General features: G+C 62.5%; 16 protein-coding genes. 9 read left to right on the forward strand and 7 right to left on the reverse strand.

Annotated elements, in window-relative coordinates; genetic code table 11:
• Positions 1-44: 44 nt before the first annotated feature.
• On the reverse strand, positions 45-2,129 hold the full coding sequence (gene fusA, locus FJY68_05410; GenBank protein ID MBM3331278.1) for an elongation factor G: 2,085 nt from the start codon (positions 2,127-2,129) through the stop codon (positions 45-47).
• Positions 2,130-2,281: 152 nt separating this feature from the next.
• On the opposite strand from fusA, the gene gcvT reads away from it, so the two are divergent.
• The 7 genes from gcvT (at position 2,282) to FJY68_05445 (ending at position 9,142) form a co-directional block, all read left to right on the forward strand.
• Positions 2,282-3,382, forward strand: coding sequence for a glycine cleavage system aminomethyltransferase GcvT (gene gcvT / locus FJY68_05415; protein ID MBM3331279.1), 1,101 nt, complete (start codon positions 2,282-2,284; stop codon positions 3,380-3,382).
• Positions 3,383-3,499: 117 nt separating this feature from the next.
• A complete protein-coding gene (gene gcvH, locus FJY68_05420; protein MBM3331280.1) occupies positions 3,500-3,895 on the forward strand; it encodes a glycine cleavage system protein GcvH in 396 nt (131 codons plus the stop codon).
• Positions 3,896-4,024: 129 nt separating this feature from the next.
• A complete protein-coding gene (locus FJY68_05425; protein MBM3331281.1) occupies positions 4,025-5,371 on the forward strand; it encodes an aminomethyl-transferring glycine dehydrogenase subunit GcvPA in 1,347 nt (448 codons plus the stop codon).
• 1 nt (position 5,372) lies between these two features.
• Entirely contained in the window at positions 5,373-5,567 is a 195-nt protein-coding gene (locus FJY68_05430) for a hypothetical protein (GenBank protein ID MBM3331282.1), read from the forward strand.
• On the forward strand, positions 5,567-7,063 hold the full coding sequence (locus FJY68_05435) for a glycine dehydrogenase subunit 2 (protein ID MBM3331283.1): 1,497 nt from the start codon (positions 5,567-5,569) through the stop codon (positions 7,061-7,063). The genes FJY68_05430 and FJY68_05435 overlap by 1 nt, the downstream gene beginning before the upstream one ends.
• The gene (locus FJY68_05440) at positions 7,063-7,356 is read left to right on the forward strand and encodes a hypothetical protein (protein ID MBM3331284.1); all 294 of its coding nucleotides are present in this window, start codon (positions 7,063-7,065) and stop codon (positions 7,354-7,356) included. Before FJY68_05435 ends, FJY68_05440 begins: the two co-directional genes overlap by 1 nt.
• Positions 7,331-9,142 carry a methylaspartate mutase gene (locus FJY68_05445; protein MBM3331285.1) on the forward strand — a complete coding sequence of 604 codons (1,812 nt, stop codon included), beginning with the start codon at positions 7,331-7,333 and terminating at the stop codon, positions 9,140-9,142. Before FJY68_05440 ends, FJY68_05445 begins: the two co-directional genes overlap by 26 nt.
• Before the next feature lies 1 nt (position 9,143).
• Here the strand turns inward: FJY68_05445 and FJY68_05450 are convergent, their stop codons facing one another.
• Positions 9,144-9,593 carry an NUDIX hydrolase gene (locus FJY68_05450; GenBank protein MBM3331286.1) on the reverse strand — a complete coding sequence of 150 codons (450 nt, stop codon included), beginning with the start codon at positions 9,591-9,593 and terminating at the stop codon, positions 9,144-9,146.
• Positions 9,565-10,452 carry a dTDP-4-dehydrorhamnose reductase gene (rfbD, locus tag FJY68_05455; GenBank protein MBM3331287.1) on the reverse strand — a complete coding sequence of 296 codons (888 nt, stop codon included), beginning with the start codon at positions 10,450-10,452 and terminating at the stop codon, positions 9,565-9,567. The genes FJY68_05450 and rfbD overlap by 29 nt, the downstream gene beginning before the upstream one ends.
• A gap of 127 nt (positions 10,453-10,579) precedes the next feature.
• Here rfbD and yidD point away from each other — a divergent pair, with 127 nt between their 5' ends.
• Complete coding sequence (gene yidD, locus FJY68_05460) at positions 10,580-11,827, forward strand: membrane protein insertion efficiency factor YidD (GenBank protein ID MBM3331288.1); 1,248 nt, start codon at positions 10,580-10,582, stop codon at positions 11,825-11,827.
• On the forward strand, positions 11,824-12,783 hold the full coding sequence (locus tag FJY68_05465; GenBank protein MBM3331289.1) for a hypothetical protein: 960 nt from the start codon (positions 11,824-11,826) through the stop codon (positions 12,781-12,783). Before yidD ends, FJY68_05465 begins: the two co-directional genes overlap by 4 nt.
• Positions 12,784-12,786: 3 nt before the next feature.
• Here FJY68_05465 and FJY68_05470 read toward each other — a convergent pair whose 3' ends face one another.
• From FJY68_05470 to FJY68_05485, 4 genes are read right to left on the reverse strand one after another with little or no spacing between them, the layout of a single operon-like run.
• A complete protein-coding gene (locus FJY68_05470; GenBank protein ID MBM3331290.1) occupies positions 12,787-13,329 on the reverse strand; it encodes a hypothetical protein in 543 nt (180 codons plus the stop codon).
• Positions 13,330-13,386: 57 nt separating this feature from the next.
• Positions 13,387-13,869, reverse strand: coding sequence for a V-type ATP synthase subunit K (locus FJY68_05475; protein MBM3331291.1), 483 nt, complete (start codon positions 13,867-13,869; stop codon positions 13,387-13,389).
• Between the two features lie 9 nt (positions 13,870-13,878).
• On the reverse strand, positions 13,879-16,095 hold the full coding sequence (locus FJY68_05480; GenBank protein ID MBM3331292.1) for a hypothetical protein: 2,217 nt from the start codon (positions 16,093-16,095) through the stop codon (positions 13,879-13,881).
• Positions 16,086-16,415 carry a hypothetical protein gene (locus tag FJY68_05485; protein MBM3331293.1) on the reverse strand — a complete coding sequence of 110 codons (330 nt, stop codon included), beginning with the start codon at positions 16,413-16,415 and terminating at the stop codon, positions 16,086-16,088. The genes FJY68_05480 and FJY68_05485 overlap by 10 nt, the downstream gene beginning before the upstream one ends.
• Between the last annotated feature and the right edge of the window lie 252 nt (positions 16,416-16,667).

The raw sequence follows: 16,667 nt of genomic DNA on the forward strand, positions 1-16,667 counted from the left end.
GCCGGCCGGGCGCGCGGCCCGGCCGGCGATACTCCGTGGTCCCGCTACTTCTGGGCGGCTTCCTTCTCGCGCTTGGCTTCGTCAATTACCTTCTGCGCTACCTCGCGCGGCGTCTCTTCGTAGTGAGAGAACTCCATCGTGAAGAAGCCTCGACCCTGGGTCATGGAACGGAGGCTGTTTGAGTACTTGTACATCTCCGCCTGCGGTGCCTGGGCTTTGATGACCTGCAGGTTGCCCTGCACTTCCATGCCCATGATGCGTCCCCGGCGGGAGTTAAGGTCACCCATCACGTCGCCGGTATACTGGTCGGGCACGGTGACTTCGACGTTCATTATGGGCTCGAGCAGTATCAGTCCGGCTTTCTCGGCGCAGTTCCTGAAAGCAAGCTGACCGGCGAGCTTGAAGGCGATGTCCGAAGAATCAACGTCGTGGTAGGAGCCGTCGAAGACTACCGCCCGGATGTCCATCATGTGGTAGCCGGCGAGCACGCCCTTGGTCATCGTCTCGACGATGCCCTTCTCTATCGGCGGAATGAACTTGGTCGGAATCGACCCGCCCTTTATCTCGCTCACAAACTCAAACCCCTTGCCGCGCGGCACCGGCTCAAGCCGCAGCCAGCAGTCACCGAACTGACCCCGTCCGCCGGTCTGCTTCTTGTGCCTGCCCTGGGCCTCGCCCTTCTTCGATATCGTCTCGCGGTACGGGATTCGTGGTTTCACCAGGTCAACCGTAACGTCGAACCTGCGTTTCAGTCTGGCAACCAGCACGTCGAGGTGAAGCTCGCCCATGCCGTTGATGAGCTGCTGGCCGATTTCGGAGTTGAACTCGTAGGAGAAAGTCGGGTCCTCCTCGCGCAGCCGAGCGAGGCCGGTCGAGACCCGCTCCTCGTCTCCCTTGGTGTGCGGGACGATGGCGACTGAGATCGAAGGCCTTGGGAAGACGATTGGTGGCAAGCTGGCGGGTTGGCGCTTGTCGCAGAGCGTGTGGCCGGTGTGCGTCTCCTTAAGCTTGACCAGCGCGCCGATCATGCCGGTGGTCAGCTTGTTCACCTCGACCCGCTCCTTGCCCTTGACAACGTACATCTGATTGACCTTCTCTTCACGCTCGGTGTGAGTGTTCATCACAACCGCGCCCGCCTCAAGCTTGCCACGGAAGACGCGGACGAGGTTCATGTCGCCGACGTGAGCCTCGGAGACGGTCTTGAAGATGAAGGCGCAAACCGGGCCGTTCTCTTCGGGCTTCACCTCCAACACATCGGTCGTTCCGGGCCGGGTCGCGCCCAGCCCCGGCATGTCGAGCGGGCCGGGCAGCACGTCTACGGCGAGGTCAAGCAGCAGATCGACACCGACCTGGGCGAGGGCGTCGCCACCAACCAACGGATAGACGACACCGGCCGTGATGCCTTTTCTAACTGCGGCGCGCATCTCCTCCGGCGCGATCTTGCCGCCCTCGATGAACTTCTCCATCAGGGTCTCGTCGACCTCGGCCGCGGCCTCGACCAGCTTCTCCTTCCACTGGCTGATGGCGTCGGCCATGTCGGCCGGCACCGGAATCTCCTTGCGGACGCCGTTCTCGTAGCCGTACGCCTTGTCGTTCAAGAGGTCCACGACCCCTTTCAGGCCGGCCTCCTTGCCGATCGGCAGGAAGAGCGGCGTGACGCGGGTGCCGAACGCCCTGCGCAGGTCCTCGGCCGTGGCGTCAAATGAAGTGCGTTCCTTGGTGAGCTTGTTGACGAAGACGGCGCGGGGCAGTTTCGCCTCATCGAGCCGTCGCCAGACCATCTCGGTCCCGACCTCGACCCCGGACGAGGCATCGACGACTATGATGCCGTTGTCAATCGCGCGCACGCCGGATACGACGTTACCGAAGAAGTCGGCGTAGCCAGGGGTGTCGACCAGGGTGACCAACGTATCTTTCCAGTCCCCATAGCCGAGCGAGAGGTTAATGGATATCTTGCGGCTGATCTCATCTTCGTCATAGTCCAGGAGCGACGTCCCCTCGGCCACCGAGCCGAGCCGGGTGTTCTGCTTCATTGCGAGCAGAAGCGCCTCGCAGAGCGAGGTCTTGCCCGAACTGGCATGACCGAAGAGGCCTAGGTTGCGGATCTTTTCCGCGCTGTATTCTATCACGGGGTCCTCCTGAAAACTTGTCTAGGTGCTGCGCGGAATCATAGCGAAGGAGTCAGGCAAGTCAAGCCTCGTGGCCGCCAGATACAAACGTAACTCCTCTCTCCGGGGCACGATTCTTGACTCCTAGTCCGCTTCTGATAAGATAGCCGCCCATGCTCAAACTGACTCCGTTTCACGATCGTCACGTGGCAGCCGGCGGCAAGATGGTCGACTTCGCGGGGTACGACCTGCCGGTCCAGTTCCACGGGATTATCCCGGAACACACCCGCGTGCGATCCACCGTCGGCGTCTTCGACGTTTCCCACATGGGCCGGATCGAAGTCCGTGGCAAGGACGCCCTCGCCTTCATCAACCGGATGACGACGAACGACGCCGGCAAGCTGGCCGAGTATCAGGCCCAGTACTCGGTGCTCTGCTACCCGGATGGCGGCATCGTCGACGACCTCGTGGTCTACCGGCTGCCCGACTGCTATTTCCTGGTCGTGAACGGCGCAAACAACGAGAAGGATACTGCCTGGCTGCGCGAGCACCTGTCCGGCGACGTGCGGATGGATAACATCACCGACACGCAGGCCCAGCTCGCCATCCAGGGGCCAAAGGCCGAGGCGGTGATGCAGAAGATCTGCTCGATCCCGCTCGCGCCAATCGGCTTCTATTGGGCGGCCCATTGCGAGATAGCGGGAGTGAAAGGGCTCGTGTCCCGCACCGGTTATACCGGCGAAGACGGATTCGAGGCATATTTCCCGGCCGCGAGCGCGTCGAGAGTCTGGGACGCCATCTTCGCTGCGGGCAAGGAATTCGACATCGAGCCCATCGGTCTTGGCGCCCGCGACACCCTGCGCATGGAAATGAAGATGGCCTTGTACGGCAACGACATCGACAAGACCACGAACCCGATTGAGGCCGGCCTGAGCTGGGTGGTGGCTTTGGATAAACCCGAGGGCTTCACCGGCTCAGACATCCTCAAGAGGGTCGAGGAAGAGAAGCCCACGCGCCGCCTGGTCTGTCTGGAGATGCAGGATAGGTCGATTGCCCGTCCCCACTACCAGATTCTCGCGCAGGGACAACCGGTCGGTACCGTGACGAGCGGCACGCTCTCCCCTTCACTCAATAAGGGCATCGCGCTCGGCTACGTGAAGCGCCAGCTCACCAAGGCCGGCACCGAGGTAGAGATCGACATTCGCGGCCGCCGCGCCGCCGCGCTCATCGTGAAACCGCCGTTCTACAAGAACGGATCCCACAGACCCAATTAGGACAGGATGATTGCCACTAAGACACCAAGACGCGAGGCCAGCCCGGTTCCGGAACCCCCTAGTGTCTTTGTGACTTGGTGGCTAGTCTGTTCCGTCTCAATAAACTGAGGAGGATCGTTGGCCAACTTCCCTTCCGACCTGAAGTACGCGAAGACCCACGAGTGGCTGAAGATTGACGGCGACATCGCGACCCTCGGCATTACCGACTTCGCCCAGGGCGAACTGTCGGACATCGTCTACGTCGAGATCACGGCAGTCGGCAAGACCATCAAGCGCGGCGAGCCGATCGGCACCATCGAGGCGGTTAAGGCCGTCTCCGACCTCTACTCGCCGATTTCGGGCCAGGTGCTCGAGGCCAACGAGGGACTCAAGGATGCTCCGGCCAACGTGAACAAGGACCCGTACGGCGCCGGCTGGATGGCCAGGATCAAGATGTCGGACCCGGCCGAACTCAGCGGTCTCCTCGACTCAGCGGCGTATGCCGAGCTGGCCCGGAAGTCCGCGCACCACTAGCCCCAGGCAGATGACGAAGTCCGAAACTCGAACAGCGAATCAAGCCCGAACTCGCGAAAATGCCCAATCGTACATTCGAGCTTGGTCATTGATTCGTCATTCGTATTTCGAGCTTCGAGTTTCCGCGTAATGCGGTTTACTCCTCACACCGACGCCGACCGGAAGTTGATGCTCGAGCGCATCGGCGTGAAGACGATCGACGAGCTGTTCGCCGGGATACCAGCCGGGATCAGACTGGACCGGCCGCTCAATCTGCCCGAGCCGCTGTCCGAGCCGGAGGCAGTGTGCGTGCTGAACAAGCTCGCAGCCGAGAACACCGGCGCGAACCAGCTCGCCTGCTTCGCCGGTGCTGGCGCCTACGACCACTACATCCCGGCCATCGTCGATACCATAGTCTCGCGGCCCGAGTTCTACACGGCGTATACGCCATACCAGGCCGAGGTCAGCCAGGGAACCCTGCAGGCCATCTACGAGTTCCAGTCGCTCGTGTGCCGGCTCTATGGAACCGACGTGGCCAACGCCTCGATGTACGACTGCGCAACGGCCCTGGCCGAGTCCGCGCACATGGCCCGCGACATCACCCGCCGGAACCGGGTACTGGTAGCTGCCAGCGTCAACCCGACGCACGTCGAGGTAGTCCGCACCTATGCCCACGGCCTGAACATCCCGATTGAGTTCGTCCCGCTGGCGGGCAACACGATCGACCTGGACGCGCTCAGCCGGATGTGCACCGCTGACGTGGCTGCGCTCATCATCCAGCACCCGAGCTTCTTCGGCAACACCGAGCCGGTCCGGAGCGCAAGCGAGATTGTCCACAAGGCCGGCGCCCTCCTGGTTGTCTCCGCCGACCCGATCTCGCTCGGAGCGCTGGAGCCGCCCGGGACATACGACGCCGACATTGCGGTCGGCGACGGCCAGCCCCTGGGCATTCCCCTGAGCTTCGGCGGGCCGTACCTCGGCCTGATGAGCGCGAAGAAGAAGTACATCCGCAACATGCCCGGCCGGATTATCGCGCGCACCGTGGACACCGAAGGCAAGCCCGGATTCGTGCTCGCGTTGCAGACCCGGGAGCAGCACATACGGCGCGAGCGGGCCACATCGAACATCTGCACGAACCAGGCCCTGTGCGCGCTCGCCGCGAGCGTCTACATGGCGACCATGGGCCGGACCGGAATCACCGAGGTAGCAAACCAGAGCATGGCCAAGGCCCATTACCTTGCCGCCGGCATCGCCGCAGTGCCCGGTTTCTCGACCGAGACCTCTGCCCCATTCTTCAAGGAGTTCGTGGTCAGAACCCCGGTGCCGGCCGCCCGAGTGGTCGAAGCGGGGGTCAAACGGGGCATCTTGGCCGGCGTGGCGCTCGACCGGTTCAATCCCGAGTGGAAGGACCGACTGCTCGTGGCCGTCACCGAGAAGCGGACCAAGGCCGAGATGGACCAGTACTGCGAGTTCCTCAAGCAGGAGTTCGGGAGCTAGTATGGAGTGCAGTCTTAAGGCGAATCGGGAGAGCTGTGCCTGTACCTACGAACCGTGTTCCCGCAAGGGCAAGTGCTGCGAGTGCGTCTCGTACCACCGTGCGAGCGACGAACTACCCGCATGCTATTTCACGCCCGAAGTCGAGCGCACCTATGACCGGTCGGCCGCCCGCTTCGTTGCGTCGAGGAAACGCTGATGCCTGAGAAGACCTTGTTCGAACTCTCCAGTCCCGGACGGCAGGCATGGTCCCTGCCCAAGCTGGATGTCCCGCCGGCCGATGCCGGCGAGATAGCGCGCAAGAGCAACGAGCTGCCGGAACTGAGTGAAGTGGACGTCGCTCGCCACTACACGCGGCTCTCGATCATGAATCACCACGTCGACAAGGGGTTCTACCCACTCGGTTCGTGCACGATGAAGTACAACCCCAAGGTCAACGAACTGACCTCGCGACTTCCCGGTTTCGGCAGCGTTCACCCGCTTGAGCCCGAGACGCTCACGCAGGGCTCATTGCGACTGATGTACGAACTGGGCGAGATGCTCAAGGAGGTTACCGGCTTCGACGCGGTAACGCTTGAACCGGCCGCGGGCGCGCACGGCGAACTGACCGGCATAATGATGGTGCGCAAGTACTTCGAGAAGCGGGGCGAACAGCGGGACGTGGTGCTGGTGCCGGACTCGGCCCATGGCACCAACCCGGCTTCCGTTACCTTATCCGGTTTCAAGTCGGTCCAGATCAAGTCCAACGCCAAGGGCGAGATCGACCCGAGCGAGCTGGAGCGCGCCTGCTCGACCTGCGTAGCCTGCCTGATGGTCACCAACCCGAATACGCTCGGCATCTTCGAGCCCGAGGCCAGGCGGATCTGCGACATCATGCACAATCAGGGATCGCTCGTCTACCTGGACGGCGCCAACCTCAACTCCTACGTCGGTGTGCACCGCCCGGCCGACGCCGGGTTTGATGTGATGCACATCAACCTGCATAAGACCTTCTCGACCCCGCACGGCGGCGGCGGCCCGGGCGCCGGCCCGGTAGCGGTCAGGAAGGCGTTGGAACCCTTCCTGCCGAAGCCGGTGGTAAGAAAGGGTTCAAGGGTCCAGGGGTCCAGGGGTCCAGCTTCAGAACCGGAACCCCCGAGCCCTGCAGCCCCAGAACCCCTTTTCTACCTCGACTCCGACCGGCCTGATTCCATTGGCCGTGTCATGGGTTTTCATGGGCAGTTCGCGGTGCTGGTTCGTGCATACACCTACATCCGTCTGCTCGGTGCTGCGGGCTTGAGGGACGCGGCCGAGAGCGCGGTGCTGAATGCGAACTACGTCCGGGCCGGGCTTGAAGGTGTCTATGACCTGCCCTACAGGGACCGGATCCTGCACGAGGTTGTGTTCTCCGGCACGAACCTGCGCGAGCACGGTATCAAGACGCTCGATGTCGCCAAGCGCCTGCTCGACTACGGCATGCATGCCCCGACCATCTACTTCCCGATGATTGTGCCGGAGGCGCTGATGATCGAGCCGACCGAAACCGAGTCCAGGGAGTCGCTCGATGGGTTCATAGCCGCGATGAGGCAGATTGCCGAGGAAGCCAGGACCAACCCCGACGTCCTGCTACAGGCGCCGGTCACGACGCCGGTACGTCGGCTGGACGAGGCGCGCGCGTCGCGCGAGCTGGATGTCAACTGGGGAGCGCAGTCCTGATGTTCGCTTCCGATATCTCGGTCGAACGCCGCGAGGTGATCCTCACCAAGATAGCGCAGAAGGTCGTAGACCTGAAGCTGGCTCCGGTCGCCATCGTCATGCTGGAGTCGAGCAAGCCGCTATCTTTCGTCGGCTCGCAGTTGATGGTGTTCCTTCAGCCGGTAGTGACCTCGATCTTCCCGTTCCACCAGTACGACGAGGTCGCGGCCCTGATGGAGGACCGGGCGAACGTCGAGGAACTGATTCAGAGAATAGAGAAACTGGAGGATGGCAGACGTGATCGAAAAGGATAGGATAACGCGGATACTGGCGACCGATTGCGGTTCGACTACCACCAAGGCCATCCTGATTGAGAAGCGCGGCACCGAATTTCGTCTCAGCACGCGGGGCGAGGCGCCGACCACGGTCGAGGCGCCGTTCGAGGACGTCACCCGCGGCGTGCTGAACTCAGTAATGGAAGTCGAAGAGCTTTCCGGCGTGAAGCTGCTCGACGGCGAGACTATCATCAAGCCGAAGGCCGGGGACAAGGAAGGTTCGGACGTCTACATTTCCACCTCGTCGGCCGGCGGCGGCCTGCAGATGATGGTCGCGGGCGTTGTGCTCACGATGAGCGGTGAAAGCGCGGCGCGCGCGGCACTCGGAGCGGGCGCCATCGTGATGGACGTCATAGCCTCGAACGACGGCCGTCTCCCCCACGAGAAGATAGAGCGCATCCGTACACTGCGACCGGACATGATCCTCCTGTCCGGCGGCATCGACGGCGGAACCGTCTCGCACGTCATCGAACTGGCCGAGCTTATCGCCGCCGCCGACCCCAAACCCCGGTTCGGAATCGGCTACAACCTGCCGGTCATTTTTGCCGGCAACCAGGACGCGCGCGAACTGGTTCTCAAGACGCTGCGCGAGAAGAGCGCTATTGAAGTCGTAGAGAACATCCGGCCGGTGCTGGAGCGCGAGAACCTGCGGCCGGCCCGCAACAAGATCCACGACCTGTTCATGGAACACGTGATGGCCCATGCCCCGGGCTACAAGAAGCTGATGGAATGGACTGATGTGCCAATCATGCCAACGCCGGGCGCAGTCGGGCTCCTGATTGAGAACATCGGCAAGTCGCAGGGCATCGCGGTGCTGGGTGTGGACATCGGCGGCGCCACGACCGACGTGTTCAGCGTGTTCCAGGGCGTGTTCAACCGCACGGTTTCGGCCAACCTCGGCATGTCGTACTCGATCTCCAACGTGCTCGCCGAGGCCGGAGAGAAGAACATCATGCGCTGGCTGCCCATGGCGATGTCAGCGGCCGAGGTCCGGAACCGCATTCGCAACAAAATGATCCGCCCGACCACGATCCCCTCGACTCTTGAAGACCTCAAGCTTGAACAGGCGATAGCCCGCGAGGCCTTGCGGCTGGCATTGGTCCACCACAAGTCGATGGCGGTGGGGCTCAAGGGTGTGCAGCAGGAACGGACGATTTCCGACGCCTTTGCTCAGTCGCGAACCGGTGAGACCCTGGTGAGCATGATGGACTTAAACCTCGTCGTCGGTTCCGGCGGCGCGCTCTCCCACGCCCCGCGCCGGGTCCAATCGGCTATGATGACGATGGATGCCTTCCAACCAGAAGGTGTGACGCGTCTGACCGTGGACTCGATCTTCATGATGCCTCACCTCGGGGTTCTGACCGAGGTCCATCCTGAAGCCGCCTACGAAGTCTTCGAGAAGGACTGCCTGATTCACCTCGGGACCTGCATTGCCCCGGTCGGCGAGGGCAAAGATGGTGCCAAGTGCGTGCAGGTTAGAGTCACCAAGGCTGACGGCGGAGTTTCAGAAGCGAAGGTTGACTTTGGCGACATCGCGGTCCTGCCGCTAGGTGTCGGCGAGTCCGCCAGCGCGGTCATCAACCCCGAACGCGGATTCGACGTCGGGGCGGGTGCCGGAAAGGCACTTGAGGCCAAGGTCGAGGGTGGGCTGGTCGGTGTCATCGTTGACTGCCGCGGGCGGCCGCTGGTTCTCTCCGAGGACGACAAGACGCGGATGGAGGCACTGCGCAAGTGGGCGGCGCAGCTCAGCGCGTACCCGGCCTAGCTCAGGAGTGCGGCAGCAGTGCTGCCGCCTGGAAGATGCTGCGGGAGCTACCTCCCGCAGCTTGCGTTTCCCTGAAATCCCCGAGTATTGCCGCGTGGTCGAAGACCAGTTCGGTCTCGGATACTGCGTTCAGGTCAACCAGTCGGTGGCGGTCGGCATCGTCTCCGGCCTCAGGCTTCCCCATTCCTCGGGCCGTGAATACGACGGATACCACATGCCCACGCGAGTCGCGTCTAGGGTCTGAGTAGACTCGGAACTGAGTAAGGTCCTGTAGATCGAGCCCTGTCTCCTCTTTCATCTCCCGTCGCACCGCATCTTCGACGGTCTCTCCGTATTCGACGAATCCGCCAGGCAGCGCCCATCCGCGTGGCGGATTGCGGCGGTGTATGAGCAGCACCTTGCCCTCAACCAGGATGATGCAGTCAACGGCCAGCTTCGGTCCGTGGTTCATCAAGCGTCCCTTGAACTTCGTCCTCTCCCTTGATGTAGCTCATCAAGGCCCGATGCCACGGTCTCAGTTCTTTGCCGAACCGGTGCTTGAATTCTCTATTCTCAAGCACCGAGTAGGCGGGGCGCGGGGCCTTGCGTGCGGCGGTAGCGGTATTGATCGGCGCGACCTCGCACTTCGCGTCCGTCAGCCTCACTATCTCGACCGCAAGATCGAACCACGAGCAGTGACCTGAATTGGTCAAGTGATAGATGCCGAAGTGCTTGGACTTGGCCACCTCCCAGAGCGGCCGGCAAAGGTCGCGTGCGTAGGTCGGCGACCCGACCTGGTCGCTAACGACTTCTATTCGCGGGACTTGTGAACACTTCTGACGGATAGTATCAACGAAGTTGCGGCCGTGCCTGCCGTACAGCCAGCTGGTCCTGACGACCAGGTGCTTGTGGCAGGTCTTGATTACTGCATTCTCCCCCATCAGCTTGGTCCGCCCATAGACCGAAAGCGGATTCGGCTTGTCTCCTTCGCGATAGGGACGATCGGTCCGGCCGTCGAAGACGTAGTCGGTCGAGACGTACACCAGCTTGCACCGCAGTTCTTCGGCTCCCAGAGCCACTGCCCATGCGCCCTGGAAGTTGATGGCGGTCGACCCGGCTACGTCGTCCTCGCAACCGTCCACATCAGTCCGGGCGGCAAGATGGAACACGACATCCGGCCCCACCTGATGCATGCCGTTGATGGTCTTCTCTACATCGGTCACGTCGTGCTTCGGCAGATCCCAGCCGACGACTTCTTCGCTCTGATGCCGCAGGAACTCGACCAACTCGGTCCCGAGCATGCCCTCTGCTCCGGTCACTAGGCAGCGCACGGCGTGCTCCAATCTGCAGTTCGGGTCGAACCGGGTGCGCGCTTCATTGACTGAGTGTATCCCGAGCCTGCGCAGAATCAAGTTCCCATGAGTTTGACTAGACCTGAGGAGGGACTATACTGACCTCTTGCGAAGAGCAGTACTTCTTATCCTCTCTCTGATCGGCGCGTGCGTGGCCGGGTACGATGCTCTGTCGGTGTTCAGCGAGTGGATGATCGGCGGCTACAAGGCCGTCCTTTCGCCTCTGCAGGGCTCAAACGTCTGTAACTTCCACCCTACGTGCTCGCAATTCGCGCGAGGCGCGATCCGATCACGGGGATTCCTGCCGGGTGTACTCATCGGCGCGGACCGCTTGATGCGATGCAACACCCTTGCCTGGTCTTACTATGACACACACTACCGCGGAGACGTAGTTGGCGGGAGAATGCCTGACCCGGTCGAGAACCACATTGCGTGGCGCCCGCCACCGGGCGAACCAGGTCTCGTTCTCGTTGCACAGTCAGAAGGAACCAAGACGAAACCCGACGCGTCCAGTGCTCCCCGTCACCCGCCGGCTCCCAGCCTGGGTTTCGCCGACCATCTGTACTCCTCGGGCGACTACTATCAGGCGGCAGGCGAATACCTGAGAGTGAGATTCACCTCGGATTCGTCCGGCATTGGCAGCTATGCCGGGCTGATGGCGGGCGAGTCATACTTGCGGGCTGGAGATCTGGCGCAGGCGCGCCACGCGTTCGCCGACTTGAGCGCTCCCGCTGCGCAGGGTCTCACGCAGTACGGAGTCGCTCGCGCCGACTTTGCGGCGGCTGACTACGTCGGCACGCGAGCGGCCCTCGGCTCGATCACGTCGCCTGTTCTTGGCCGACAGGCCAAGGCACTCGAGGGCTGGACCTACTTCAGACAGCACCGGTTCGCTGAAGGTGCGTCAACGCTGGGCGCACTGGGGACCGACGAACCGTCGCTGCAGCTCGCAACGATGGACGGGCATGACATCCGCCGCCGCTCGCGACTGGTGAGCACGCTGTTTTCTGTCATCGTGCCCGGCGCCGGCCAACTCTACTCGGGCCGCGCCGGCGACGGGGCATATTCATTCCTAACCGTGGCTGGCACGGGACTGGTGACGTTGTGGTATGCGGCCGATCTGGCCCACCGTGACCGCACCGGCGTCAAGGTGTCCATCTTCGGCGCTATCACCGCCCTGTTCTATGCCGGCAATGTCTACGGCGCCAACATCGCTGCCCGTGACCACAATCTGCTACAGGAACGCCGCTACGTTCAGCGTGCCGACTCCCTCTTTGAACTCATGTCGCTGGAGCCCGACTATCGCCCCCTGCTAGACTCTGTTCCACCCGACATCGCCCCACCCGTCCGCGAATGACTCTGCTCCTCTTCCTTCTCCTCCAATCCGCGAATCCATCTCTGCCCGCCCAACCCGACACCGCGGCTCAGGCAGAATCCCCGCCCGCCGTCGCCCAATCTGCAATCTGCAATCTGAAATCTGAAGTGGCTCTGGGCGATTCCCTGCTCAAGCACGGATTCTACACCGAGGCAGCCCAGCAGTACCGTCGCTCACTGTGGCTGACTGACTCCTTTGACGACTCAGCCGGCCTGCCATACCTCAAGCTTGGGTTGAGCCTCGCGGGAGCAAACCAGCTGTTCCTTGCTTCTGAGGAACTTCGGGCTGCCGGCCGACTCCAACCTGGCCTGTCTGCTCCGGCTCAGACAGCTCTTGCCGGCTACTACGCACACAACAGGCGCTACGACCTGGCATCGTTCGAGGTCTCCGACCTGCTGGTCTTCACCCGGGATTCGGCGCGTCGCGCTTCTCTGAATTCGGCGATGGGTTGGCTCAGACTGCAAGACGGTGACGTTGCCTCTGCCGCGGCCAGCTACGAGCTTGCGGGCAGACCTGATGTCGCGAGCGCTCTTCGCCTGGCCAAGGCCGTTCCCCAGCGCAGCTCGACTCTGGCCGCGGTGCTGTCGTCGGTCATCCCCGGCTTGGGCGAAGTGTACGCCGGGCGCCCGGCACCGGGGCTGCTGGCATTTGCCGTTTCTGCCGGGTCTTTGGCTTGGGCTGTCACAGCCGCGAGAAGCGACGACTGGGTGAGTGCCTCGGTCATCGTGTCCGTCTTGTTCTGGCGGTTCTACAACGGATCCCGCGCCAATGCGGTTGCGTTCGCTGACGAGTACAACATGGCGGCGCGGCGGCATCGCATCGCGAACCTCGCCCCGAGAATCGCTGAGCCTGACTGGTTCGCCGGTACCGACAGCCTGCTTGGCTACAAGGTGAGGCCGGACACGGCGGCGACAGATTCCGTGGCCAGCCTCAGGTGAGACTCAGTTCTCGAACAGGATCTGTGACAGGTCCCGGGCCAGTTCATCGCGCAGTGCTGACAGGGCTCCGGCCAATGAGAAGTTCAACTCCTCTTTGCCGGTGCGAATCATGACTCCGCCGGCAATGCACACGGGTTCCCCGATCTTCGCCTCCAGCCTTGTCCCGAACGAACGTGTGTCAGCTTCCGACAGCGACACCACCGATTCGGGGCCGGCATGCTGCTTCACCAATCTGATAACGGAGCCGGCGTAGCCGGGGTCAGCGAGAACCTTCTCCTGGGCACGTCGAACGACTAAGTCCAGCACTTGCCAGCGTGCACCCAGTGCGGCGCTGCGCTGCTCCAGACGGGCGCGGCCTCGGGCCCGCTCAAGCATTGCCTCACAGTCACGCTGAGAGCGTTCCGCGCAGTCGCACTCAATGACCGCAACCTCCGCCGCAGATCGCTTCCGCGTTGCCACCACCGCCTGGCTGCTTTCATCCGCGATGGCGGCCGCACGTGTCCTGCCGTCGGCCAGTATCTTCTCGACCAGTTCGTTGGTGCCCATGGCGAGTTCTTGGCTTCTAGTTTCTGGTTCCTGGAACTAGCGACAAGAAACCGGAAGCTAGGAACCGATCCTGACGCCCATCTGCAGGAAGATGGTCGCAAGCAGGCCGAGCACCGCGTACGTCTCGACCAAGGCGCCGAAGATTACGCCCTTGGTGCCTTCCGTCGCACGCTTGGCAACCAGTTCGGCGCCGGCAGCGCAGACCTTGCCCTGCCAGATCGCCGTCGCGAGTCCGGCTACTCCGACCGGTACGCAGGCGGCGAACATCTGCACTCCCTGCCACACCGTGATCGGAACCAGGTTTCCGAGCACGCCCATCTTCATCATGGCCAGGAACGCGCCGAGGAATCCGTAGAATCCCTGGGTGCCGGGCAGGGCGACGAGGATGAAGAGGCTGCCGAACTTCTTGGGATCCTCGGCGAGTACACCCGAGGACACTTTCGCGACGTAACCGATGCCGATGGCCGAGCCGATTCCAGCCGGCAGGGCCGCCACAACACAACCGAGCAAAGCAATGGCCAAACCAATCGGGTCAACCACTAGTCCTCCTTATTGCTTCACGGCCACATACTCATTGGTCTCGCGGAACGGGACAAAACGCTCACCGCCGCCGGTGTAGAAGCGCGGAAAGAACTCGACGTACTGCAGACGAAGCGAATGTACAAAGGCCCCCAGCACGTTCACCGCGATGTTGTAGGTGTGACCCACTACCAGCACGATAAGCGCACCGATGATGCCGACCACCGGAATCGGCAGGAGCATCCAAGCTATCACGTTGATAGCCACGGCAACGCCACCGGTACACATGCCCAGGGCCATCAGCCTGATGTAGGACAACACCACGCCGATGTACCCGGTCGCGCCGTACAGCGCGTACCCGCCCCAAGCGAACTTGGCGAGCATCGATGCACTCGATGGCGACAAGAGGAAGAACAGCGCACCGGTCAGGCTCGGGATCCAGGCCGGCAGCACACCGGCGAAGTAGAGCACCACTGCGGCCGCGGCAAGTGCGCCCAGCCCCAGCGGTACCGGCTTGAACTTCCGCGTACGGATCGTACTAACGACGGCATGGACGAACATGCCAAGGTGAAGAAACCAGAAAGCCCACTTCGCCAGACTGAACCCGGCCGGCAGCCAGCCGAGCCTGGCCCCGACGAAAACCAGGAACGCGGAGAAGAGCGCGAACCAGAACGTCTGGCTGAACGCGGTCTCCCGGCTGCGCTGGGTGAAGACGATTATCGCGGCAACCGAAAGGAGAATAGTGAGCATCAGCGCTGTCATCGCCCAGTCCGGCAGGGACTTCGCGAGCACGAACCTCGCGGTCAAGGCATTCAGCGACAGGAACCACGGCAACTGCCCGAGCAGCCCGCCCCCGAAATCGCGGACGCGCAGGCAATCGACGATCTCAAACGCGATGCCGGCAATCATCTGCAGGTAGCCGAGCCCAATCGACAGTATGAAGAACTTCATCGGGTCCTTGACCGGGTCGAACCACATCAACCGGTTCTTGAACACCTGGAACCAGCTTACACCCAGCCGGTCCGGGATGTCGCCGAACCAGCCGCCGACCAGCGCCCCGGCCGGTATCGTCAGTATCGCGCCGATCAGGATAATGCCTAGCAGCTTGTTGCCCATGCCCATCTTCCGCATCATGAAGTAGGCGAGCACCGCCACCACGATCCCGTATCCGGCATCGGTCAGACAGAGAGCAAAGAAAACTCCGAAGAACGGGGCGATGATCCAGGTCGGGTCCAGCTCGTTGGGACGCGGCATGCTGAAGAGCTCGAGCACCATTTCGAACGGCCGGAACACGGGCCGGTTAACGAGCGCCACCGGCGTTTCCTCGCCTTCGGCCGGATGCACCCCTGTCATGGCCGCCGCCCCACTCTCGGTCACGAGTCTCTCCAGCCGTCCGAGATCGCGAGTGCGTACCCATCCGTGAATCAGCGCTACGGTCTCAGTTTTGGCAAACGCGGCGGCCGTCGCGCGCCTCAACTCATCGTTAGTGAGGGAGTCGGCCGCGACTCTGAGTTCGGGCAGGGCCGAACCGAGCTGCTCAATCTCAGCACCGATTGACTGCAGACGCCCCCGGGCTGCGGCAGCATCTTTGGCAAGGTCGGCCAGCGCGTCCTGCGGCTTGCTCTTCACGTTGTGCAGGTCGATTGTCACGAAGCGGTTCTCGCTCAGGGTTCTTGCGACCCGGTCAGCCGCCTCGGGTAGTGCCGCTACCAGCACGCGTACCTCATCGCCGGCACGACCCACGGTCTCGACCGCGCCCGGCCCGTCCTTCAAAACCTCCTGCACAGTACGGAGGTCGTCTTCGACCGGGAAGCAGCCGAACGACACAACCGCGGTCTTGAGCCCGTACATCTCGGCCGGCGAATAGTCGAGTCCCGACCAGGGCTCGAGCCTTGCCCTCTCGGCCGTAATCGCCTGAACCCGGGCTTCCAGCTCAGCCTGCTCGTGGGTCAGGCTCGTGAGCCGTTCTACAGCCGAGGAATGGTCGAAGTTCGCAGCGAGCAGGTCATACTCCTGTCGAGACAGCTCCTTGCGGCCACCGGCGTGCTTCCTCTTCTTCACTCTGGTCGTGAGGGTTTCGATTGCCTGAATGACACGCCGGCTGTCTGCGTTGACCTGGCTCTCCGGCGTTGCCGATTCGGTCTGCGTGATGTGCATCACGCCCAGACGTTGGAGCTTCTTGAGGAACGGATCGCGGCCCTCCTGATGGACCGCAACGAGAACGCGGGAGACTTTCTCTACTGCCACTGTCGGCGCAGGTTCTCGACCAACAGGTCAGCCGCCTTGTCCACCCTGTCTTCAGAAACGACCTTGATGGAGCTGGCAGCCGCCTCGGCCTCGGCCTTCGCTTTGGACTGAATGCCGGCGGCTTCCGCCCTGGCCCGCTCGAGAGCAGCATCGTGTTCCCGGCGGCAGCGCTCCCGGGCCTCGGTGATTGCCGCCGCGGCCTCCTGCTCAGCCTGCGCAATGGCCTGGCGACGCTGCTCTTCAGCCTGTTTGATCGCCTCATCCGCCTCGACTTCGGCGGCACGGATAAGGCCGATGATATCCTGAGATTGACCTGACATAAAGGACTCTCATGCTATTGTGGCAACCCCGAAAGTCAAGCAAACTCCGGGCGCAATGAGTTCTGGCCTGGGTACATGGTGACCCCCTGAGAGAGGTAAGACGGTCAGCGGGAATTGCTCCGCGGAGATGGAGAGAGATGAGACGGAACGTGCGTGAGATTTGTCGGTCGGCAGGCGCTCGGATGCGCCCGGGCAGACAAGAAGAAGGGCATCGTGCTCAACGCCTGGCTGGTTACACTTGTGTGATGAATA

The sequence above is a fragment of the candidate division WOR-3 bacterium genome, assembly GCA_016867815.1.
GTDB lineage: Bacteria > Hydrothermota > Tepidihabitantia > Tepidihabitantales > Tepidihabitantaceae > UBA2258.